Here is a 19250-nt window from a genome sequence, read left to right as displayed (position 1 = left end):
TTCTCGTGTCTGTCCTACTTCTCTTTGCTTCCAGCGAGCGTTCCCAAGTACAACTCGATCACCTTGGGGTCGTTCATCAGATTGGCGCCGGTGTCGGTGTACGCGTTCTTACCCTGATCGAGTACGTAACCGCGGTCGCAGATCTGAAGGCAGCGGCGCGCGTTCTGCTCGACCATGATGACCGAGACACCCGCAGCATTGATCTTCTTGCAGCGGATGAACACCTCGTCCTGGAACATGGGGGACAGGCCCGCGGACGGTTCGTCGAGCAGCAGCACCGACGGATCCATCATCAGGGCCCGGCCCATCGCGACCATCTGGCGTTCACCACCCGAGAGTGCGCCGGCCTTCACCTTTCGTCGTTCACTCAGGAGAGGGAACAGTTCACTCACGAAGGCGAATCGTTCCGCGAATGCCTTGGGGCGCAGATAAATGCCCATTTCGAGGTTTTCTTCGATGGTCAGAGTCTGAAAGACGTTCTGCGTTTGAGGGACGTACCCGACTCCCTTCTGAACGAGGACGTGAGCGGGCGCAGACGTGATGTTGTCCTCGCGTAGAGTGACCGACCCTTCGCGTACCGGTATCAGTCCGAACAGTGATTTCAGGAGTGTCGATTTGCCTGCGCCGTTCGGTCCGATGATCCCGACGATTTCCCCTTCCTTCAGGAAGAAGTTGCACTCACGCAGGATGTTGACGCCGGGAATGTAGCCCGCGACGAGGCTGTCGGCGCGGAGCAGGGCACCTGCCGACAGTCGCTGATGCTCCTCGGCCGTCGCGGCGAACTCTGCAGGGGTGAGTGCTCGTGCTTTGTTCTCGCTCATGGCTTCTCGTGCCTTCCGCGCGGTTCCTCGGGACTCGATTCCAGCGTCGCGGCGAGATCGGCCGGAAGGTTGTCGACGTCGGGTTCCGACAGGTCCCCGCCCGACTCGAGGGTTTCGACCTCGGCTTCAGCCAGGGCGGCGGCCAGAACGGCCGTCTCGCCCACCGGATTTCCGTTGTCGTCGAACTCGAGGGCCTGGTCATGGTGGCTGCCCAGATATGCGTCGACGACGGCTGTGTTGGACGAGAGTTCGTCCGGGGTGGATTCGGCGATGACGCTGCCCTGCGCCATGACCACCACCCAATCGCTGATGTCTCGGATCACGTCCATGTCGTGCTCGACGAACACGACGGTCATTCCGTCGTCGCGCAATGACTTGATGTGTCCGAGCAGGCTTTGCGTCAGAGCAGGATTGACCCCCGCCATCGGTTCGTCCAGCATCACCACCGAGGGCGAGGTCATGAGTGCGCGAGCCATTTCGAGCAGTTTGCGCTGCCCACCGGAGAGTGAACCGGCGAGGTCGTCGGCCTTGGTGTCGAGTTTGAATCGTGCGAGGAGTTCGTTGGCGCGTTCGGTGATCTCGCGTTCCTGGCCTTTCCAGATCCACGGGACGAGAGATGCAAAAATGCGTTCACCACGTTGGCCGGTGGCACCGAGACGTACGTTGTCCAGCACGGTGAGTTTGGAGAGCGCCTTGGTCAACTGGAACGTCCGTACCACTCCTTTCCTGGCTACCTGGTGGGGATACATGCGGCCCAGCGATTGACCGTCCATCGACCACGTACCGGTGTCCGGCCGGTCGAATCCGGTAAGGAGGTTGAAGAGCGTCGTTTTTCCGGCACCGTTTGGACCGATCAGACCCGTGATGCACCCTCGTTGAATCTCGAGGTGATCGACGTCGACGGCCTTGAGACCGCCGAACGTCCGCGAGACGTTGTCAGCGACCAACACCGGGTCGGGTTTCGCCGATCCGGGAAGGTGAGGAACGTCGGCAAAGATCTGTGCTCTGGTATCGGCGTCAAGCATTGAGTTGCACCTCCCGCTTGTTACCCAGTATTCCCTGCGGTCTGAAGACCATCAGGAGAGCAATCATCAATCCGAGCAGGACGTACCTGGTGGCCCCGACCTGTTGTTCGGTCAGCGAGAGCAGCGGATTCTCGCCGGAGATCGCCTGACGCAGCAAGGCGTCAGGGATGGCGAGGAGGAACCAGAACAACATTGCGCCGAGCACCGGGCCGAATACCGTTGCCGCCCCGCCCAGAATCAGTGCGCCGAACGCGAAGAACGTCTGCGCGGTCGAGTAGAAGTCCGGGTTGATGGACTTGGTCTGCAAAGCGTTGAACACCCCGGCCAGACCACCGATCACGCCGCCGAGAACCAGCGCCTGCATCTTGTACACGAACACGTTCTTGCCCAACGATCGCGCTGCGTCCTCGTCTTCGCGAACCGCCTTGAGGACGCGCCCCCACGGACTGTGCGTCAACAGGTAGACGAATCCGCACAAGATCAAGACCAGCGTCCACCCCACGACCATCGACCAGAGGTCGTCTCCGTAGAACTTCACGCCGAGAAATGAGTACTGCTTGGCCGAGTCGAAGGGGCTCAGTGCGGTGAACGGGTCTGCGAAACCGAACAGGCCATTGGTGGAACCGGTCACCGAATCCGACGCGGTCGAGCGGAAGATCAGACGCAGGATCTCCGAAGCGGCGATGGTCACGATGGCGAGATAGTCGGCGCGCAGACGCAGCGTCGGGATACCGAGCACGAGCGCGAGGAGCCCGGCTGCGGTGAGTCCGACGAGGATGCCGAGCCAGAGCGGCTGGTCGTAGGTCACGGTCATGATGCCGACGCCGTAGCCGCCGAGAAGGGCAAAACCGATCTGACCGAAATTGAGCAGTCCGGCGTAGCCGAAGTGCAGGTTCAACCCGATTGCCAACAGTGCGTAGAAGATTGCCGACGGCCCGATCAGCTGGGCGAAGGAAACCTGGAAAGCTCCCATGATGTCCATGTTCGTCACCCGATCCTTTGTCTGGATCCGAGGATGCCCTGGGGGCGAACCACGAGGATCACGATCAAGACGAGAAGTCCGCCGATGTATTTGAGGTCTGGGTTGATGATGAGCGTCGAGAGTTGGACCAGAAGTCCGACGATGACGCAGCCGAGTAGCGCCCCGTACGCGGTTCCCAGACCACCGAGGGTGATTCCGGCGAACATGAGCAGCAACAGTTTGAATCCCATTTCCCACTGGACGCGTCCTCCGAGTTCGGAGATACCGAACAGCACACCGCCGAGGGCGGCCAGTCCGCCGCCGAGACCCCAGACGAACATGATCACGCGCTCGACGTTGATACCGGACGAAGCGGCGAGGTCACGATTGTCGGAGACGGCACGCATGGCCTTTCCGATGCGAGTCTTCTGCAGAAGCAGTGCGACGCCGACCAGGACGACCAGACTGACGATCATGACTATCGCGTTGGCGTCGGTCAGTGCGATCGGGCCCCAGTTCTTCTCGACCTGGCCCTGGTAGTCGTCGAACGGTTCGGCGCGGTCGGAGAAGAAGATCAGGATCAAGTAGCGCAATGAAATCGCGAGACCGATCGAGACCACCAATTGCGCGATCAACCCGGTCTTGCGCTTACGCAGTGGTTTCCAGACGATTCCGTTGGTCAGCAGGCCGATGCCGATGCCGACGAAGATCGCGAGGATCGTGGCGGGAATCAGCGGAACGCCGAAGGACGTGTTGATCACCCAGGCAGCAACGGCTCCCAACGTCACCATCTCGCCGTGAGCGAAGTTGGTCAGGCCAGTGGTGCCGTAGATCAGGCTCAAACCCACACCGGCGATCGCGATCACGAGGCCGAACCGCAGACCGTCGACCGTCGTGCGGATCAGCTTCTCGCCGAAGCTGACATTCGAGGCGGTACGTACCTCGCCGAACGAGAAGATCACGGTGTTCGCGCGGCCGGCCACCACCTCGCGTTCGACAGCGGCTTGCACACTGACCCCGTCGGGAAGTGTGTCGGCAACGATCTCGAAGGTGTAGGTGCCCGGTGCCACGGCCAGTTCCCAACGGCCGTTCGATGCCGATTCTCCGGTGGCGACTTCCGTGCCGGAAGAATCGAGCGCACGGACGGTGACGCCCTCGAGGCGTGTGCCGCCGTTGTTGAGATTGCCGCTGACGGGGACAGCGTTGTCGGGAACCGGTGCTGTTGGTGTTGCGGATGCTGTCGGGGTCGGCGGTGTAGGGGAAGTGGTCGGTTCCTGAGCCGAAGCAGTTCCGGCCAGGCTGAGTAATGCGAAGAACGTCAGTAATGCAAAGGCCAGTAGTCGGCTGAGTGTCGCGAGGGTCTGCCGTTTCACTACGGGTGGGGCCACGTACGTCCTCCGAGCGGGTCGGGAATAGCGCGTCTGGACAAAGTGCCGCACAGCAGAGGGATTGTTTCGCTGCTGCGATTTCCGGACTCTAACGGCTCCGTTCGCTTCAGATGGGGTTCTGAGATTTCCGGGATGTTTCGGTTCCGTATCGAAGGCCGAAGGCTGCATCAATTGTCCGATTCTTGTGTCTGTTCCTGCGTAAACAACGGCGAAGGCGTCGATGTCGGTCGCGATCCCTAGACTGATGAACCGTGAGCCCCGCAACCACAACTCGGTCCAGCACGTCCACCGCTCCAGCCGGCACCACCGGCAAGGCGGACGATCGCCCTCTTCTGATGCTTCTCGACGGGCATTCGTTGGCGTTTCGCGCCTTCTACGCGCTGCCTGCAGAGAACTTCAAGACACACAGTGGGCAGGCCACCAACGCGGTGTACGGCTTCACGTCGATGTTGATCAACCTTCTTCGTGACGAGCAGCCCACCCACCTGGCCGCGGCCTTCGACGTGTCGCGTCAGACGTTTCGCGCCGACCTGTTCCCCGAATACAAGGCGCAGCGCGCGAAGGCTCCTGACGAATTCAAGGGCCAGATCGACATCACCAAGGACGTTCTCGGCGCGCTGGGCATCCCGGTCATGGCCGAGGAAGGTTTCGAAGCCGACGACGTGATCGCCACCTTGACCACGCAGGCGGAGGCCCTCGGATACCGGGTTCTCGTCGTGACCGGTGACCGTGACTCGCTGCAACTGGTGACCGACAACGTCACTGTGCTCTACCCGAAGAAGGGTGTCTCGGAGCTCACCCGATTCACGCCGACGGCCGTAGAGGAGAAGTACAGCCTCAGCCCGGCGCAGTATCCCGATTTTGCTGCACTGCGCGGCGACCCGAGTGACAACCTCCCCGGCATCCCCGGCGTCGGCGAGAAGACCGCCACCAAGTGGATCCGTGAGTACGGCGACCTGCAGGGACTGGTCGACAACGTGGACAAGGTCCGCGGCAAGGTGGGCGACTCACTGCGGGAGAACCTCGCGAACGTCCTGCTCAATCGTCAGCTCACCGAAATGGTTCGCGACGTTCCCTTGCCGTACACGCCCGAGCAGTTGGTGTTGGCCCCGTGGGACCGCGAGAAGATTCATGCGTTGTTCGACGATCTCGAGTTCAAGGTTCTCCGCGATCGACTGTTCGCGACCCTGTCGTCGTCCGAGCCCGAAGCAGAGGAAGGGTTCGAGGTCAGCGGCGACGCACTCGCCCCGGGTGCGGTTGCCGCGTGGCTCGACGCCCACGCACGAACCGGTGAGCGTCACGGCGTGACGGTGCTCGGAACCAGAACTCCGTTCGCCGGCGACGTCACTGCACTCGCGATCGCGGCCTCCGACGGTGAATGTGCATACATCGCGGCGTCGACGGCAACACCGGAAGACGAAGCAGCTCTCGGTGATTGGCTCGCCGACGCATCGCAGCCGAAGGCGCTGCACGAAGCCAAGTGGGCGATCCATGCTCTGCGTGGGCGTGGTTGGACGCTCGGTGGACTGACCAGCGACACTGCTCTGGCCGCGTACCTCGTCCGGCCGGGCCAGCGCAGCTTCAATCTCGACGACCTCTCGCTCCGCTACCTCAAGCGTGAACTGCGCGCCGAAACATCCGGCCAGGAACAGCTTTCACTGCTCGACGACACCGAGCAGCTCGATGCCGAAGCGGCCGAGACCGCGATGCTCAGCGCTCAGGCCGTTCTCGACTTGGCAGCTGCACTGGACACCGAGTTGGAGTCGATCGAATCCAAGTCGCTCCTCTCCGACATGGAACTGCCGTTGACGATCGAGCTCGCTCAGATCGAGGCCACCGGCATCGCCGTCGACAGCGCGCATCTGCACGATCTTCAGAGCCGTTTCGCCTCCCAGGTCGCCGACGCAGCAAACTCGGCCTACGAGGTGATCGACAAGCAGATCAACCTGGGTTCGCCGAAGCAGCTGCAGGTGGTCTTGTTCGAAGAACTCGACATGCCCAAGACGAAGAAGACGAAGACGGGCTACACCACCGACGCCGAGGCGTTGCAGGGTCTGTTCGACAAGACAGGACACCCGTTCCTCGAACACCTTCTCGCGCACCGTGATGCGACGCGTATGAAGGTGACCGTCGACGGTCTTCTCAAGGCCGTAGCCGAAGACGGACGCATTCACACGACGTTCAACCAGACGGTTGCCGCGACCGGACGTCTGTCGTCGACCGATCCGAACTTGCAGAACATCCCGGTGCGAAACGACGCGGGGCGCGAGATTCGCGACGGATTCGTAGTCGGGCAAGGGTTCGACGTTCTACTCACTGCCGACTACAGCCAGATCGAAATGCGCATCATGGCGCACGTGTCAGGCGACGAGGGGCTGATCGAGGCATTCAACACCGGTGAGGACCTGCACAGCTTTGTCGGCTCGCGCGCATTCGGTGTACCGATCGAAGAGGTGACTCCAGAACTGCGGCGCCGGGTCAAGGCGATGTCCTACGGTCTGGCCTACGGGCTCAGTGCCTACGGATTGGCGTCGCAGCTGAAGATTTCGACCGAAGAAGCGAAGCAGCAGATGGATGCGTACTTCGCTCGTTTCGGCGGCGTGCGGGATTACCTCCACGCGGTGGTCGAGCAGGCACGTAAGGACGGCTACACCTCGACGCTCTACGGTCGTCGTCGCTACCTGCCGGACCTCAACAGCGACAACCGTCAGCGTCGTGAGGTTGCCGAACGTGCTGCCCTCAATGCGCCGATCCAGGGCACTGCGGCCGACATCATCAAGGTGGCGATGATCAACGTGCAGAAGGCTCTCGCCGACGCCGGATTGAAGTCGCGCATGCTGTTGCAGGTGCACGACGAATTGGTGCTCGAAGTGGTTGCCTCCGAGTTGGAGGAGGTCACCGCGCTGGTCAAGGACAAGATGGCCACAGCCATCGAGCTGTCGGTACCTCTGGATGTTTCGGTGGGAACCGGTCGAAGCTGGGACAGCGCGGCTCACTAGGCAGCAACGAAAAAGGCTGGGCCGGAATCGACTTCGATTCCGGCCCAGCCTTTTCACGCTATTCAGCAGATGCGGTCTGCTCTGCGATCTGCTTGCGGACCTCGTCCATGTCGAGTGCCTTGACCTGAGTGACGAGCTCCTCGAGCTGAGCGGCGGGAAGCGCGCCGGCCTGGTTGAACACGAGTACGCCTTCGCGGAAGGCCATGATCGTGGGGATGGAGCGGATGTTGGCGGCCGCTGCGATTCCCTGCTCGGCCTCGGTGTCGACCTTGGCGTGAACGACGTCGGCATGCTTCTCCGAAGAGGCTTCGAACGTCGGTGCGAACTGGCGGCACGGGCCGCACCAGGAGGCCCAGAAGTCCACGAGGACGACGTCGCTGCCGTTGATCGTTTCGTCGAAGTTCTGCTGGGTGAGTGTCTGGGTGGCCACAGGGGTCCTTTCCATTGTGCGGGCTGTTGGTGTGTGCAACGCCCCGGAACCGCTGATTCTTCCCTGAGCCGATTTCAGCTTGCGTTCTCGGTCGCCCGAAACGTCCGGCGGTAGGCCTGCGGCGTGGTGCAACGCAGACGAATGAAGTGCTGGCGAAGCACGGCACCGCCGCCGAATCCGACGCGTTCTGCGATGACGTCGACGGAGAGGTCGGAATTCTCGAGGAGATGTTGGGCGGCCAGTACTCGCTGATCGCTGAGCCAGCGGGCGGGGGTTGTTCCCGTTTCCGCTTGGAAACGGCGCGCGAACGTGCGCGCGGACATGTTCGCGCGGGCTGCGACCATGCCCACAGTGAGGTCGAGGGCGAGGTTCTCCGTCATCCAGTCGAGGAGCGGGGCAAGGGTTGCACTCGGCGTCGAGGCGAGGGGAGTGGCAACGTACTGGGCTTGCCCACCGTCACGATGGGGCGGCACCACCATCCTTCTCGCGATGCCATTGGCAACGCGAGAACCCTGTTCTTTTCGGACGATGTGCAGGCACAGGTCAATTCCTGCCGCGGTGCCTGCGCTGGTGAACACCGGATCTTCGTCCACGTACAACACGTCCGGATCGACCTTGGCTTCCGGATACGTCTGGGCAAGCCTCTCTGCATGCCGCCAATGCGTCGTGCATCGCCTTCCGTCCAGTAGTCCAGCCGCCCCGAGGACAAACGCTCCGGTGCACAGACTCGCCACCTTGGCGCCCCGGGCTACGGCCTCGTTGAGTTTGACCAACAGGGGATCGACACTCGAGTCGGGACTCGGTGAGCACATGTACGCGTCGCCGGCGTCGTAGGTTCCGCCGGCGGACACGACGATGAGATCGGCGTCGTCGAGAGAATCGAGGTTGTACGGAACATCGATGTTGTACCCGAACCGCGTTCGGATCGGACCCGGAACTGCGGCGATCAGAGAGAAGTCGTACGTGGGGAGGCCGTCGTCGGATCGGTCGAAGCCGAAGACTTCACATGCGACGCCGAGTTCGAACGCCTCGGTCATCGGCATCAGTGGGACCACCACTTTCGCGAGCATCTTTCGAGTGTGACAGAAAAACAGGAAAGTGGCAGAAAATCGTCCAAGTCTGGCTTTTCTGCCACTACTGCCACGTGGGACATTCCGTCAGGCTGGACACATGGCAATCATCGTCATCAGCGTCTTGGTCCTACTGGTCCTGAACGTACTAGCTCTTGCCGGCCGAACGCCCGACACTCGTCACGACGTCAGTCCGCACGGAGACTTCACCCTTTGAGGGCAAGTCTGGCCTTTCAATACACCGCAGCTGCGGTGGTGTGGGGAGCCAGTTTCCTCTTCATGAAGATCGGGCTCGAAGGTCTGTCCTTCACGCAGGTAGTTCTGTGGCGCTTGGTCTTCGGTGCGCTCGCGCTGGTTCTCGTGTCAGCGGTCAGCCGGATCGGCCTACCGAGGGACTTTCGCGTCTGGAAACACATGGCTTTTCTCGCAGCGACACAATGCATCGTGCCGTGGCTGCTGTTCAGTTGGGCGGAGCAAAACATGTCTTCGGGACTCGCGAGCATCTACAACGCCACCACGCCACTGATGACTATGGCTGTCTCCCTTGCCTTTCTGCCGGGGGAGACGCTGACGCGATACAAATCGCTGGGGTTGCTTCTCGGATTCGGTGGGGTGCTGATCGTATTGGCGCCGTGGAATCTCGGCGTCGGCGGAAGTGTCAGTTCTCAGGTCGCTTGCCTGGGAGCGACTGCCTCGTACGGGATTTCGTTTGTCTACCTCAGACGTTTCGTGCTTCCTCTCGGCGTCGACACCCGCACGGTCGCGCTATTACAGATCAGTATCGGTGCATTCGTGATGGTTCTGGCCTCACCGGTCATCGCGAATACACCGATGCACCTGACGCCGGCAGTTGTCCTGTCGATGATCGCTCTGGGCGCACTGGGGACCGGGCTCGCATTCATCTGGAACACCAATGTCGTTCAGGGGTGGGGGCCGACTGCGGCGTCCACCGTCACTTACCTCAGTCCAGTGGTGGGCGTCGCTCTCGGCGCAATAGTCTTGAACGAAAGCGTTGGCTGGAATCAGCCGGTTGGTGCACTCGCGGTGATCGCGGGAATCCTGGTGACCCGACGTGCAACCCGATCTGTCACAGCGGCGGCGTCAGTAACCACTCCGTCTTCTGTTCGCCGTCCCAGCGCCTGATCGCGCCGCTGCGCCCGTGAATCACGTCGTTACCGACCAGGGCAATGGCTTCACCCAGACGTGCAGGTTCGACGCGTCGGGCGAGCGTCACATGAGGAGTCCACCCGCCGGGCTCGACGTGGGCGGGAAGCGCCGTCGAACCAACGGTTGCCTCGGCTATTTCTCGGTGCAGGTGAAGGAGTGCGCGCGAAGGAATGACCGAGCGCGCCAAGACCATCTGCTTGCCGCCGAACACGATGTAGCCACCGAGTCGGACCTCGAAGTCAGGGGCCGAGAAGCGCCGCTTCAACAGTCCGTCGACCTCCGCGGGGATCTCACGGGCGACGAACAGTGTGATGTGCGGACGGTTGGACGGGCTGTGATGAGAGGCCTGACTTGGTAAACCGGCGTCGGCGAGAAGCTGCCACTGTGCTCGGACTGCCGACTCACTCACTGGATCGAGGAGCAATTCCACCGACTGGACCATGGTGAGCAATGATTGCCTGATGACAGGTGCGAGCGCAATCGGTACTTCGGCCATGCGGCTGGGACTCATGCACGGCGACGGAATCGGCCACGAAATCGTCCCGGCGACACGGCAGATCGTGGATGCGGCGTTGTCAGCGGTTCATGCTCCGCCCGTCGAGTGGGTCGAGCTTCCGCTCGGGAGCACGGCCATCGACAGCCACGGCACACCGATTCCCGACGAGACCATCGATTCGTTGGGGCAGCTGCAGGGTTGGATTCTCGGACCCCACGACAGCGCGTCCTATCCGGAGAGGTTTCGCGGACAACTCACACCCGGCGGCGTCATCCGGAAAAAGTTCGAGTTGTTCGCGAACATTCGGCCGGCAGCGGCGTTCCCCGGTGTCAAGGCGATGGTCCCCGACATGGATCTGGTGATCGTCCGTGAGAACACCGAGGGGTTGTACGCGGATCGGAACATGGCAGTCGGCAGCGGCGAGTTCATGCCGACGCCCGACATCGCGCTGGCCGTCGGTGTGTTCACCCGCGCTGCGTGTGAACGGATCGCACGCACTGCCTTCGCGTTGGCGTCGCGACGGCGCAATCACGTCACGATCGTCCACAAAGCCAACGTTCTCACACTGACCACCGGCCTGTTCCGTGACGCCTGCCGAACCGTCGCTGCGGAGTACCCGCACGTCGTTGTCGACGACGAGCACGTCGACGCGATGGCGGCGCACCTGGTTCGGCGCGGCGGCGACTTCGATGTCGTGGTGACGGAAAACATGTTCGGCGACATCTTGTCGGATCTGGCGGGCGAGCTGTCCGGTTCACTCGGAACCGCGCCGTCGATCAACGCTTCCGAGACGCAGGTCATGGCTCAGGCTGCGCACGGTGCCGCACCCGACATCGCCGGGAAGAATCGGGCGAACCCGACGGCACTGTTCCTCTCGAGTGCAATGATGCTCGACTGGCTCGGTGATGCGCGTGGCGATCGGTTGTTGTCTGCGGCAGCACGCCGGATTTCAGATGCCGTTCGCACGACCATCGCGTCGGGCATCGCGACCGCCGACCTCGGCGGTTTGGCATCGACCAGCGAATTTTCCGAAGTCGTGTACGCACACACTCTGCGTCGCTGATTCTTGTACGACAGGCCGGAATCTTGCGAAGTCGGCGACGGTGGAACTCCTGCCGTAACCTACCGTTCGACTGAATTTCGGATGGACGTTGCAAGTGCGGCGATCGACGAGTGGAGAGCAGAGTCGTGGTCGATGAAAACGCACGGGCACCAAGGCCACGTGGCGTGAGTTATGGCTCGAGCAGTGGCGGGCGTATCCGCACCAACGTGGTGCGAGTCTTGTTGGTGGGCTTGATCGTCGCACTGTGCGGCGGGTGTGTGACCAACAACGAGGGCCTCGTTCCGGAGGGGCCGCCACTTGACATCCAGAAGGTGCCCGAGATCGCCGCCCTGTTGCCCCCGAACGTCAGGGAGTCGGGCAAGCTGCAGGTCGGGGTCAACATTCCTTACGCACCAAACGAATTCAAAGATGAGAATGGCAAAATCGTCGGCTTCGACGTCGACATCATGAACGCAGTGGCGACTGTGCTCGGGGTCGAAGCTGTCTATAACCAAGCCGACTTCGACAAGATCATCCCTGCTATTCAGTCGGGAAGCTACGACCTCGGCATGTCTTCGTTCACCGACTCCAAGGAGCGCGAGAAGACGGTCGACTTTGTCACGTACTACAGCGCGGGTATCCAGTGGGCCCAGCGGCCGGACAAGCCAGTCGATCCGAACAATGCGTGCGGGCTTCGGGTGGCGGTGCAGACCACGACCACCGAGGACATCGACGAGGTGCCCGCCAAGAGCGAGGCCTGCGTGGCCGAGGGCAAACCCCCGATCGACAAGATCAAGTACGACAGCCAGGACGACGCGGCCAACGCGCTCATTCTCGGTCGAGTCGACGCGCTGTCCGCTGATTCACCAGTGACCGGCTATGCGATCAAACGGAGCAAGGGCCGGATGGAAGCTGCGGGAGAACCCTTCGATTCGGCGCCTTACGGCTGGCCGATCGTGAAGGGCTCCGCCCTCGGTCCCGCCCTGCAGCAGGCAATGCAGTACCTGATCGACAACGGTGTCTATCAACAGATCGCGCAGACCTGGAGTGTCGAGGCCGGCGTCATCGAAGTATCCAAGATCAACGGCGCGGAAAGCTGATGAACATGACAACAACTGAGACCGGCGATCCGGTGCCGATCAAGGCAATTCCACTACGCAGACCTGGTCGTTGGATTGCCGCGGTCGTCGTCGTGGTCCTCTTCGGACTGTTCGTTTACGGCGCGGCGACCAACGAAGCCTTTGCATGGGGGACTTACGGTCAGTATCTGTTCGACAAACGCATCTCCGCTGGTGCGTGGACAACGATCCAGCTGACGGTGCTGGCAATGGTGATCGCGATCGTCCTCGGTGTGATTCTGGCAGTCATGCGACTCTCTCCCAACCCGGTGCTTCGCGCCGCGGCTTGGGGCTATCTGTGGATCTTTCGAGGAACACCTGTCTACGTGCAGTTGGTCTTCTGGGGCCTGTTCCCGTCGATTTACAAGAGCATCGATCTCGGTATTCCCTTCGTACATCAGTTTGCGCACATCAATCTCCAGGACTTGCAGGCAGCGTTTCTGTTTGCCGTGATCGGTTTGGCATTGAACGAGGCCGCCTACATGGCCGAGATCGTCCGCGCCGGCGTGAGTTCGGTCAACGAGGGCCAGACCGAAGCATCTGTTGCATTGGGTATGACGTGGAGTCAGACGATGCGACGAACCGTTCTACCGCAGGCGATGCGCGTCATCATTCCGCCGACCGGTAACGAGGTCATCAGCATGCTCAAGACCACCTCGCTCGTGACGGCGGTCCCTTACAGCTTCGAGTTGTACGGTCGAGCGCGCGATATCTCGGGCGCCAACTTCGAGCCGATTCCCCTGTTGATGGTGGCGGCGACGTGGTACCTCGCAATCACGAGTCTGCTCATGATCGGGCAGTACTACGTCGAGCGTCACTATTCGAAGGGCGCAACCCGAGCACTGACCACGCGCCAACTTCAGGCACTGGCCGACGCGCAAGGAAAAGCTACGGTAGTGGAAACGCTTCCGGATACCCCCGGAGGAGAACGCAAATGACACCCATGGTGAAAGCAGACCGAGTTTGTAAGAACTTCGGCGCATTGGAGGTCCTGAAAGGGATTTCGCTCGAAATCGACCCCGGTCAGGTCCTGTGTCTCGTCGGTCCGTCCGGATCAGGCAAGTCGACGTTCTTGCGCTGCATCAATCACCTCGAGCAGGTCAACGCCGGCCGACTGTACGTCGACGGCGACCTGGTGGGCTACTCGGAGAAGAACGGAAAACTGTACGAACTTCACCCGCGAGCAGCGGCCAAACAACGCCGCGACATCGGGATGGTGTTTCAGCACTTCAATCTGTTCCCGCACCGCACCGCTCTCGAGAACATCATCGAAGCGCCGACGCAGGTGAAGCGCGTCAGTAAGAAGAAGGCTGTCGAACGAGCGAAGGACCTCCTCGATCAGGTCGGGTTGAGCGCCAAAGCCAACGCCTACCCGGCCCAGTTGTCGGGTGGTCAGCAGCAAAGAGTTGCCATCGCCCGCGCTCTCGCGATGGACCCGAAGCTCATGCTGTTCGACGAGCCGACGTCCGCGCTCGACCCCGAACTGGTCGGTGAAGTTCTCACCGTGATGAAGCAGTTGGCCAAAGAAGGTATGACGATGGTGGTCGTCACCCACGAGATGGGATTCGCCCGCGAAGTCGCCGACCAGTTGGTGTTCATGGACGGGGGAGTTGTGGTCGAGGCAGGCGAGCCGCGGGAACTCCTGGCCAATCCTCAGCACGACCGGACCAAGGCTTTCCTGTCGAAGCTGCTGTAGCCGTCAGGGTTTGACGGCGCTGAAAATTGCAGTGCCCGGAAAGAGTTGGCCGCGCAGGGGACTCCACTGTCCCCATTCGCGGTCCAACCACTCCGGCCATTCGGGCTCGATGATGTCGCGCACCTGAAGTCCGGCCGCGACGATCTCACGAACCCGGTCGCCGATGGTGCGGTGATGCTCGACGTAGGTGGGGACTCCGTTGTCATCGACCTCGACGTACGGGGTGCGGTCGAAGTAGGGGAGGGTCGCGGTCAAGCCCTTCGGCCCGGGATCGTCGGGGAAGATCCATCGAATCGGATGGTTGACGGCAAAGACCCACGATCCGCCGGGACGCAGAACCCGGGCGACTTCGTTCATCACTCGCTGCGAATCGGCAACGAACGGGACGGCGCCGAACGCAGAACAAACGATGTCGAAACTCTCGTCGGCAAACGGCAGGAGTTCCGCACTTGCCTGAATCAACGGGACTGCCGGCCCGCCGGCATTCATCGCGTCCTGCCCGCGGGCGAGCATCCCCATCGAGATGTCGAGACCGACGGCCCGAGCACCGTGTCCGGCGAGCCATCGGGCGCACGGCGCGGAGCCGCAACCCACTTCCAATATGTCTTTGTCGACTATGTCGCCGAGCAAGTGGTGATCGCCCTCGTGCAGCCCTTCGGGGCACCAGACGAATTCACCTTCCGCGCTGTTCACGCCCAGAAACTCGCCGTGGGTTCGGTGGTAATCGTCGGCGTCGGCGTCCCACCACGCACGGCTGGCGCGGTCGCTGGCACTTGAATCGACACGGACTCGGCCGACGCCGCTGGTACCGAGAATGGAATTGGCAGCGGCATGGCGCTCGTCAGACATGAACAACACAGTAGAACGGGTGATGCGGGCGCAGGGTACCCGGGTTTGCCCGGCAAGATAGCCGACGCGTAGTCTTACTCACGCGAGTGTCTGTCATCCGACCGATTGTCTATACGAGATCTTTACCAAGGTCTCGGAATCAGTCGGACCGAGGGAGCTCGCGGTGCGCTTCCGCGGTGTGGAATGTGATCCGGTATTCGGTTGTTCGTTATTGATGCAGCTGGGTACTTCGATCTAGTACTTCACAAAGTACTTCCAACATTTGTACGCCACAGTCGCGCATCTCGTCCGACAAAATCCATCAACCGACCACAACTCGTCCGGAGCAATTCAACATATGCCCTCCACAACCGTCACCTCGCCGCAGGTTGCCATTAACGACATTGGCTCCGCCGACGACTTCCTCGCCGCCATCGATGCCACGATCAAGTACTTCAACGATGGCGACATCGTCGAAGGAACCATCGTCAAGGTCGACCGCGACGAGGTTCTGCTCGACATCGGTTACAAGACCGAAGGCGTCATCCCTTCTCGTGAGCTCTCCATCAAGCACGACGTCGACCCCAATGAGGTCGTCTCCGTGGGAGATGCGGTCGAGGCTCTCGTCCTCACCAAGGAGGACAAAGAAGGTCGACTGATCCTGTCGAAGAAGCGCGCTCAGTACGAGCGTGCCTGGGGCACCATCGAGGAGCTCAAGGAGAAGGACGAGGCCGTCAAGGGCACCGTCATCGAGGTCGTCAAGGGCGGCCTCATCCTTGACATCGGTCTTCGTGGCTTCCTCCCCGCTTCGCTCGTCGAAATGCGTCGCGTCCGCGACCTCCAGCCGTACGTCGGCAAGGAGATCGAGGCCAAGATCATCGAGCTCGACAAGAACCGCAACAACGTGGTCCTGTCGCGCCGCGCATGGCTCGAGCAGACTCAGTCCGAGGTTCGCAGCGAATTCCTGCACCAGCTCCAGAAGGGCCAGGTCCGCAAGGGCGTCGTGTCCTCCATCGTCAACTTCGGTGCATTCGTGGACCTGGGCGGCGTAGACGGTCTGGTTCACGTTTCCGAGCTGTCTTGGAAGCACATCGATCACCCGTCCGAGGTTGTCGAGGTCGGCACCGAGGTCACCGTCGAGGTTCTCGACGTCGACCTGGACCGCGAGCGCGTCTCCCTGTCGCTCAAGGCAACGCAGGAAGATCCGTGGCGTCAGTTCGCCCGCACGCACGCCATCGGCCAGATCGTGCCCGGCAAGGTCACGAAGCTGGTTCCGTTCGGTGCATTCGTGCGCGTCGAAGAGGGAATCGAAGGCCTCGTTCACATCTCGGAGCTCGCTGAGCGCCACGTCGAGGTTCCGGACCAGGTTGTCGGCGTCGGCGACGATGCACTCGTCAAGGTCATCGACATCGACCTCGAGCGTCGTCGTATCTCGCTGTCGCTGAAGCAGGCCAACGAGGATTACAACGCCGAGTTCGATCCGTCCAAGTACGGCATGGCCGACTCGTACGACGAGCAGGGCAACTACATCTTCCCCGAGGGCTTCGATCCCGAGACCAACGAATGGCTCGAGGGCTTCGACAAGCAGCGTGAAGAGTGGGAGAACCGCTACGCCGAGGCTGAGCGTCGCCACAAGATGCACACCGCTCAGATGGAGAAGACCGCTGCAGACGAGGCCGCTGAGGCTGCCACCGCTGCTGCCGGCTACTCCTCGGAGACGGCTGCTGCAGACGACGCCGAGGCTCCGGCTGCTGCCGGCTCCGCTCCGGCCGAGTCCGCTGGCGGATCGCTTGCCAGCGATGCACAGCTCGCCGCACTTCGCGAGAAGCTGTCGGGCAACGCATAAGGATTACCGCTTGATCTGATCAGGCGAGATCTGTGAAGAACCCCGCCCCTGCACGTGCAGGGGCGGGGTTCTTTTCTCTGCCAGGTGTCACTTGCGAGCGAAGAATCAATTCAGTGAGTGAACACAAAAATGACCGGCACCGAAGGGTTGCCGGTCATTTTGTACTTCGTGAAGAGAACTCAGTTTGCGGGAGCAGGCACCCAGTAGGTGGCGGTCGCTTCGGCTGTGCGCTTACGCATCGACGCGAAGCTGTGTCGGCCTTGGCTCACGAGCATCGTGAACCACGTACGACGGTGCTCTGCCAGGGCAAAAGCAACTTCGGGAAACTCTATGCAGTGCACGCCGTTCGGCATTCCGAGGCGGTGCTGACCGTGATGGTCGCGATCTGCTCGCATGGCGTCCACTTTCTCGAGAAGGTGCAGGTACAGGTGCGTTCGCTAGAACATAACCGCACGGTCACCGAAATTGTGGTATTTGAGCCTCGAACGCCCCGGCGTGTTCGATCAGTAGGCGTGTCTGAATCTCTCGGGCGCGGAGATGAGAGACTGTCGAGTGTGTTGAGAGTTGGCCTCACTGGAGGCATCGGAGCCGGTAAGTCGACAGTGTCGAAAATCCTCAGCGAACTGGGAGCCGTCATCGTCGACGCCGACCTGATCGCCCGAGAAGTGGTCGAGCCCGGTACCCCGGGACTTGCCGCTCTGGTCGATGCATTCGGCGACGGGATTCTGTCCGAGGACGGCAGCCTCAACCGACCCGCGCTGGCGTCGTTGGCGTTTGCCGACGACACGTCACGCGGAACTCTCAACGGCATCCTCCACCCACTGATCGGTGCGCGGACGATGGAGCAGATTTCGTCTGCGCCGTCGGATGCAGTGCTCGTTCAAGATATTCCGCTGTTGGTCGAGGGTGCGATGGCGCCGGCATTCAATCTGGTCGTCATCGTCTACGTCGACGAGGAGGAACGAGTTCGACGCTTGGTGGGCTCGCGCGGCATGCCTGAATCCGACGCTCGTGCGCGCATCGCAGCGCAGGCAAATGACGATCAGCGTCGTGCTGTTGCCGACGTGTGGCTCGACAACAGCGGAGAGCCGGGTTCACTCGACGACGTGGTCCGCGACTTGTGGGCGAATCGACTTGTTCCCTTCGAGAAGAACCTCCGCGAGGGCACGGTAGTGCGCGCACTGCCCGAGCTGACTCCAGCCGACCCGTCGTGGCCGGCGCAGGCCGAACGAATCATCGGCCGGTTGTCGTTGGCGTCCGGTGACCGCGCGCGCCGTATCGATCACATCGGATCGACCGCAGTGCCTGGTCTCGATGCCAAGGACGTGATCGACATTCAGATCACTGTCGAGCACCTCGGCGTTGCCGACGACCTCGCGGAAGATCTGGCCGCTGCCGGGTTCCCCCGGATCGAGCACATCGTCGCCGACGACCCGAAACCGTCGTACCTCGGTGGCGAGACCGATCCGGCAGTGTGGGCGAAGCGGATCCACGGGAGTGCCGATCCAGGGCGCCGCGCGAACATTCACATTCGGGTGGACGGTTGGCCAGGTCAGCAGTTCGCGATCCTGTTCCGCGACTGGCTTCGCGCCGATGCGTCGGCGCGTGCCGAATATGCCGAACTCAAGGTCAAGGCAGCCGAGAGTGCCGCAGGCATCGACGACTACGCCGCTGCGATCGACGCCTACCTGGGAGTCAAGACGCCGTGGTTCGACGCCGCTTTCCACCGGGCATGGGAGTGGGCCGAGAAATCAGGCTGGTCCCTCTAACCACTAGCGCCACGTGACCGGCATGCCCACCGAGGTGAGCCAGGCGTCGAGATCGTGACCGTGGGCGGCGATGCCGTCGATAGCGCGGGCCGCGTTCAGCATCGCACGCTCTGACGTCTTCGGGTCGAGAATCCCGGCGGTGTTCGCCTCGAGCAATTCGTCGACGTCGAGCAATTCGACGCTGCGTCCGGTCTGCACAATCAGGTCGAGGTAGTGGTCCTCGGACGTCCAGACCTGGTCGCCGCGGATGAAGTCGCCGATGTCGACATAGAAATCCCAGTCTCGGATGTGTTCCGGGGTGAAGTGCAGGATCGACGCCCGAATTCCGAGTTCGGGAATGATCCAGGACTCCAGGTAGTGAAACCGGGGATGGTCGGCGTGACGCGCCATGTACAACCCCCACGGTTCTTCGCGGTAGTGCTCGACCGGGCGAACGAAGCCCTTGGGATCGACGTTGGTGCGAGCTGCGATGTCGAAGGTTTCGACCTTCGGCCGGTGAATGTGGGGACGTTCCTCGCTCATGGTCGAAGAACCTACCGCCGAACTGCATTTTCGGCTGAACGCGGACGAGCGGGCATTGTGTCGGTAGGTGCG

The 19250-nt window shown here is 61.8% G+C and carries 18 protein-coding genes; 8 read left to right on the top strand and 10 right to left on the bottom strand.

All coding sequences use genetic code 11. From position 1 onward, the window contains the following. Positions 1-14: 14 nt before the first annotated feature. From V3587_RS18445 to V3587_RS18430, 4 genes are read right to left on the bottom strand one after another with little or no spacing between them, the layout of a single operon-like run. A complete protein-coding gene (locus V3587_RS18445) occupies positions 15-821 on the bottom strand; it encodes an ABC transporter ATP-binding protein (protein WP_003944041.1) in 807 nt (268 codons plus the stop codon). Beyond that, positions 818-1846, bottom strand: coding sequence for an ABC transporter ATP-binding protein (locus V3587_RS18440; protein WP_029255470.1), 1029 nt, complete (start codon positions 1844-1846; stop codon positions 818-820). Before V3587_RS18440 ends, V3587_RS18445 begins: the two co-directional genes overlap by 4 nt. Beyond that, entirely contained in the window at positions 1839-2828 is a 990-nt protein-coding gene (locus tag V3587_RS18435; RefSeq protein ID WP_283377425.1) for a branched-chain amino acid ABC transporter permease, read from the bottom strand. The genes V3587_RS18440 and V3587_RS18435 overlap by 8 nt, the downstream gene beginning before the upstream one ends. A gap of 5 nt (positions 2829-2833) precedes the next feature. Then, positions 2834-4144, bottom strand: coding sequence for a branched-chain amino acid ABC transporter permease (locus V3587_RS18430; protein WP_037120375.1), 1311 nt, complete (start codon positions 4142-4144; stop codon positions 2834-2836). Positions 4145-4446: 302 nt separating this feature from the next. On the opposite strand from V3587_RS18430, the gene polA reads away from it, so the two are divergent. Continuing rightward, positions 4447-7194: a DNA polymerase I gene (polA, locus tag V3587_RS18425; RefSeq protein WP_007728727.1), complete on the top strand. Its 2748-nt coding sequence runs from the start codon at positions 4447-4449 to the stop codon at positions 7192-7194. Positions 7195-7252: 58 nt separating this feature from the next. Here the strand turns inward: polA and trxA are convergent, their stop codons facing one another. Both trxA and V3587_RS18415 read right to left on the bottom strand, forming a co-directional pair. Further along, entirely contained in the window at positions 7253-7624 is a 372-nt protein-coding gene (trxA, locus tag V3587_RS18420) for a thioredoxin (protein ID WP_003944106.1), read from the bottom strand. A 74-nt stretch (positions 7625-7698) separates the two neighbouring features. Then, on the bottom strand, positions 7699-8694 hold the full coding sequence (locus V3587_RS18415; RefSeq protein WP_003944097.1) for a helix-turn-helix domain-containing protein: 996 nt from the start codon (positions 8692-8694) through the stop codon (positions 7699-7701). A 213-nt stretch (positions 8695-8907) separates the two neighbouring features. Here V3587_RS18415 and V3587_RS18410 point away from each other — a divergent pair, with 213 nt between their 5' ends. Then, positions 8908-9837 (top strand): DMT family transporter, encoded by a 930-nt coding sequence (locus V3587_RS18410; RefSeq protein ID WP_050656519.1) that lies wholly within the window; start codon positions 8908-8910, stop codon positions 9835-9837. Here V3587_RS18410 and V3587_RS18405 read toward each other — a convergent pair. Beyond that, positions 9782-10357 carry a 2'-5' RNA ligase family protein gene (locus V3587_RS18405; protein ID WP_193595251.1) on the bottom strand — a complete coding sequence of 192 codons (576 nt, stop codon included), beginning with the start codon at positions 10355-10357 and terminating at the stop codon, positions 9782-9784. The two genes, V3587_RS18410 and V3587_RS18405, sit on opposite strands and share 56 nt — an antisense overlap. Between V3587_RS18405 and V3587_RS18400 the strand changes: the two genes are divergently transcribed. From V3587_RS18400 to V3587_RS18385, 4 genes are all read left to right on the top strand, one after another. Continuing rightward, complete coding sequence (locus V3587_RS18400; protein ID WP_283377411.1) at positions 10323-11420, top strand: isocitrate/isopropylmalate dehydrogenase family protein; 1098 nt, start codon at positions 10323-10325, stop codon at positions 11418-11420. The genes V3587_RS18405 and V3587_RS18400 overlap by 35 nt on opposite strands. Before the next feature lie 164 nt (positions 11421-11584). Next, positions 11585-12499: an ABC transporter substrate-binding protein gene (locus V3587_RS18395; protein ID WP_411742246.1), complete on the top strand. Its 915-nt coding sequence runs from the start codon at positions 11585-11587 to the stop codon at positions 12497-12499. Then, a complete protein-coding gene (locus V3587_RS18390) occupies positions 12499-13455 on the top strand; it encodes an amino acid ABC transporter permease (RefSeq protein WP_019748635.1) in 957 nt (318 codons plus the stop codon). The genes V3587_RS18395 and V3587_RS18390 overlap by 1 nt, the downstream gene beginning before the upstream one ends. Beyond that, positions 13452-14213, top strand: coding sequence for an amino acid ABC transporter ATP-binding protein (locus V3587_RS18385; protein WP_019748634.1), 762 nt, complete (start codon positions 13452-13454; stop codon positions 14211-14213). Before V3587_RS18390 ends, V3587_RS18385 begins: the two co-directional genes overlap by 4 nt. Positions 14214-14216: 3 nt before the next feature. Here V3587_RS18385 and V3587_RS18380 read toward each other — a convergent pair whose 3' ends face one another. Then, positions 14217-15062 carry a class I SAM-dependent methyltransferase gene (locus V3587_RS18380; RefSeq protein ID WP_007728737.1) on the bottom strand — a complete coding sequence of 282 codons (846 nt, stop codon included), beginning with the start codon at positions 15060-15062 and terminating at the stop codon, positions 14217-14219. Between the two features lie 337 nt (positions 15063-15399). On the opposite strand from V3587_RS18380, the gene rpsA reads away from it, so the two are divergent. Next, on the top strand, positions 15400-16887 hold the full coding sequence (gene rpsA / locus V3587_RS18375; protein WP_283377410.1) for a 30S ribosomal protein S1: 1488 nt from the start codon (positions 15400-15402) through the stop codon (positions 16885-16887). A gap of 179 nt (positions 16888-17066) precedes the next feature. Here the strand turns inward: rpsA and V3587_RS18370 are convergent, their stop codons facing one another. Then, the gene (locus V3587_RS18370) at positions 17067-17282 is read right to left on the bottom strand and encodes a hypothetical protein (protein ID WP_003944056.1); all 216 of its coding nucleotides are present in this window, start codon (positions 17280-17282) and stop codon (positions 17067-17069) included. Positions 17283-17441: 159 nt separating this feature from the next. Between V3587_RS18370 and coaE the strand changes: the two genes are divergently transcribed. Further along, the gene (gene coaE, locus V3587_RS18365; protein WP_218748567.1) at positions 17442-18656 is read left to right on the top strand and encodes a dephospho-CoA kinase; all 1215 of its coding nucleotides are present in this window, start codon (positions 17442-17444) and stop codon (positions 18654-18656) included. Between the two features lie 3 nt (positions 18657-18659). On the opposite strand, the gene V3587_RS18360 is transcribed toward coaE, so the two are convergent. Continuing rightward, a complete protein-coding gene (locus tag V3587_RS18360; RefSeq protein WP_054187412.1) occupies positions 18660-19178 on the bottom strand; it encodes a DUF402 domain-containing protein in 519 nt (172 codons plus the stop codon). Between the last annotated feature and the right edge of the window lie 72 nt (positions 19179-19250).

The organism is Rhodococcus sp. IEGM 1306 (assembly GCF_036541985.1).
Classification (GTDB): domain Bacteria; phylum Actinomycetota; class Actinomycetes; order Mycobacteriales; family Mycobacteriaceae; genus Rhodococcus_F; species Rhodococcus_F qingshengii.
The sequence above is the reverse complement of the archived record's forward strand: the minus strand, read 5'-3'. Positions and strand labels throughout refer to the sequence as shown.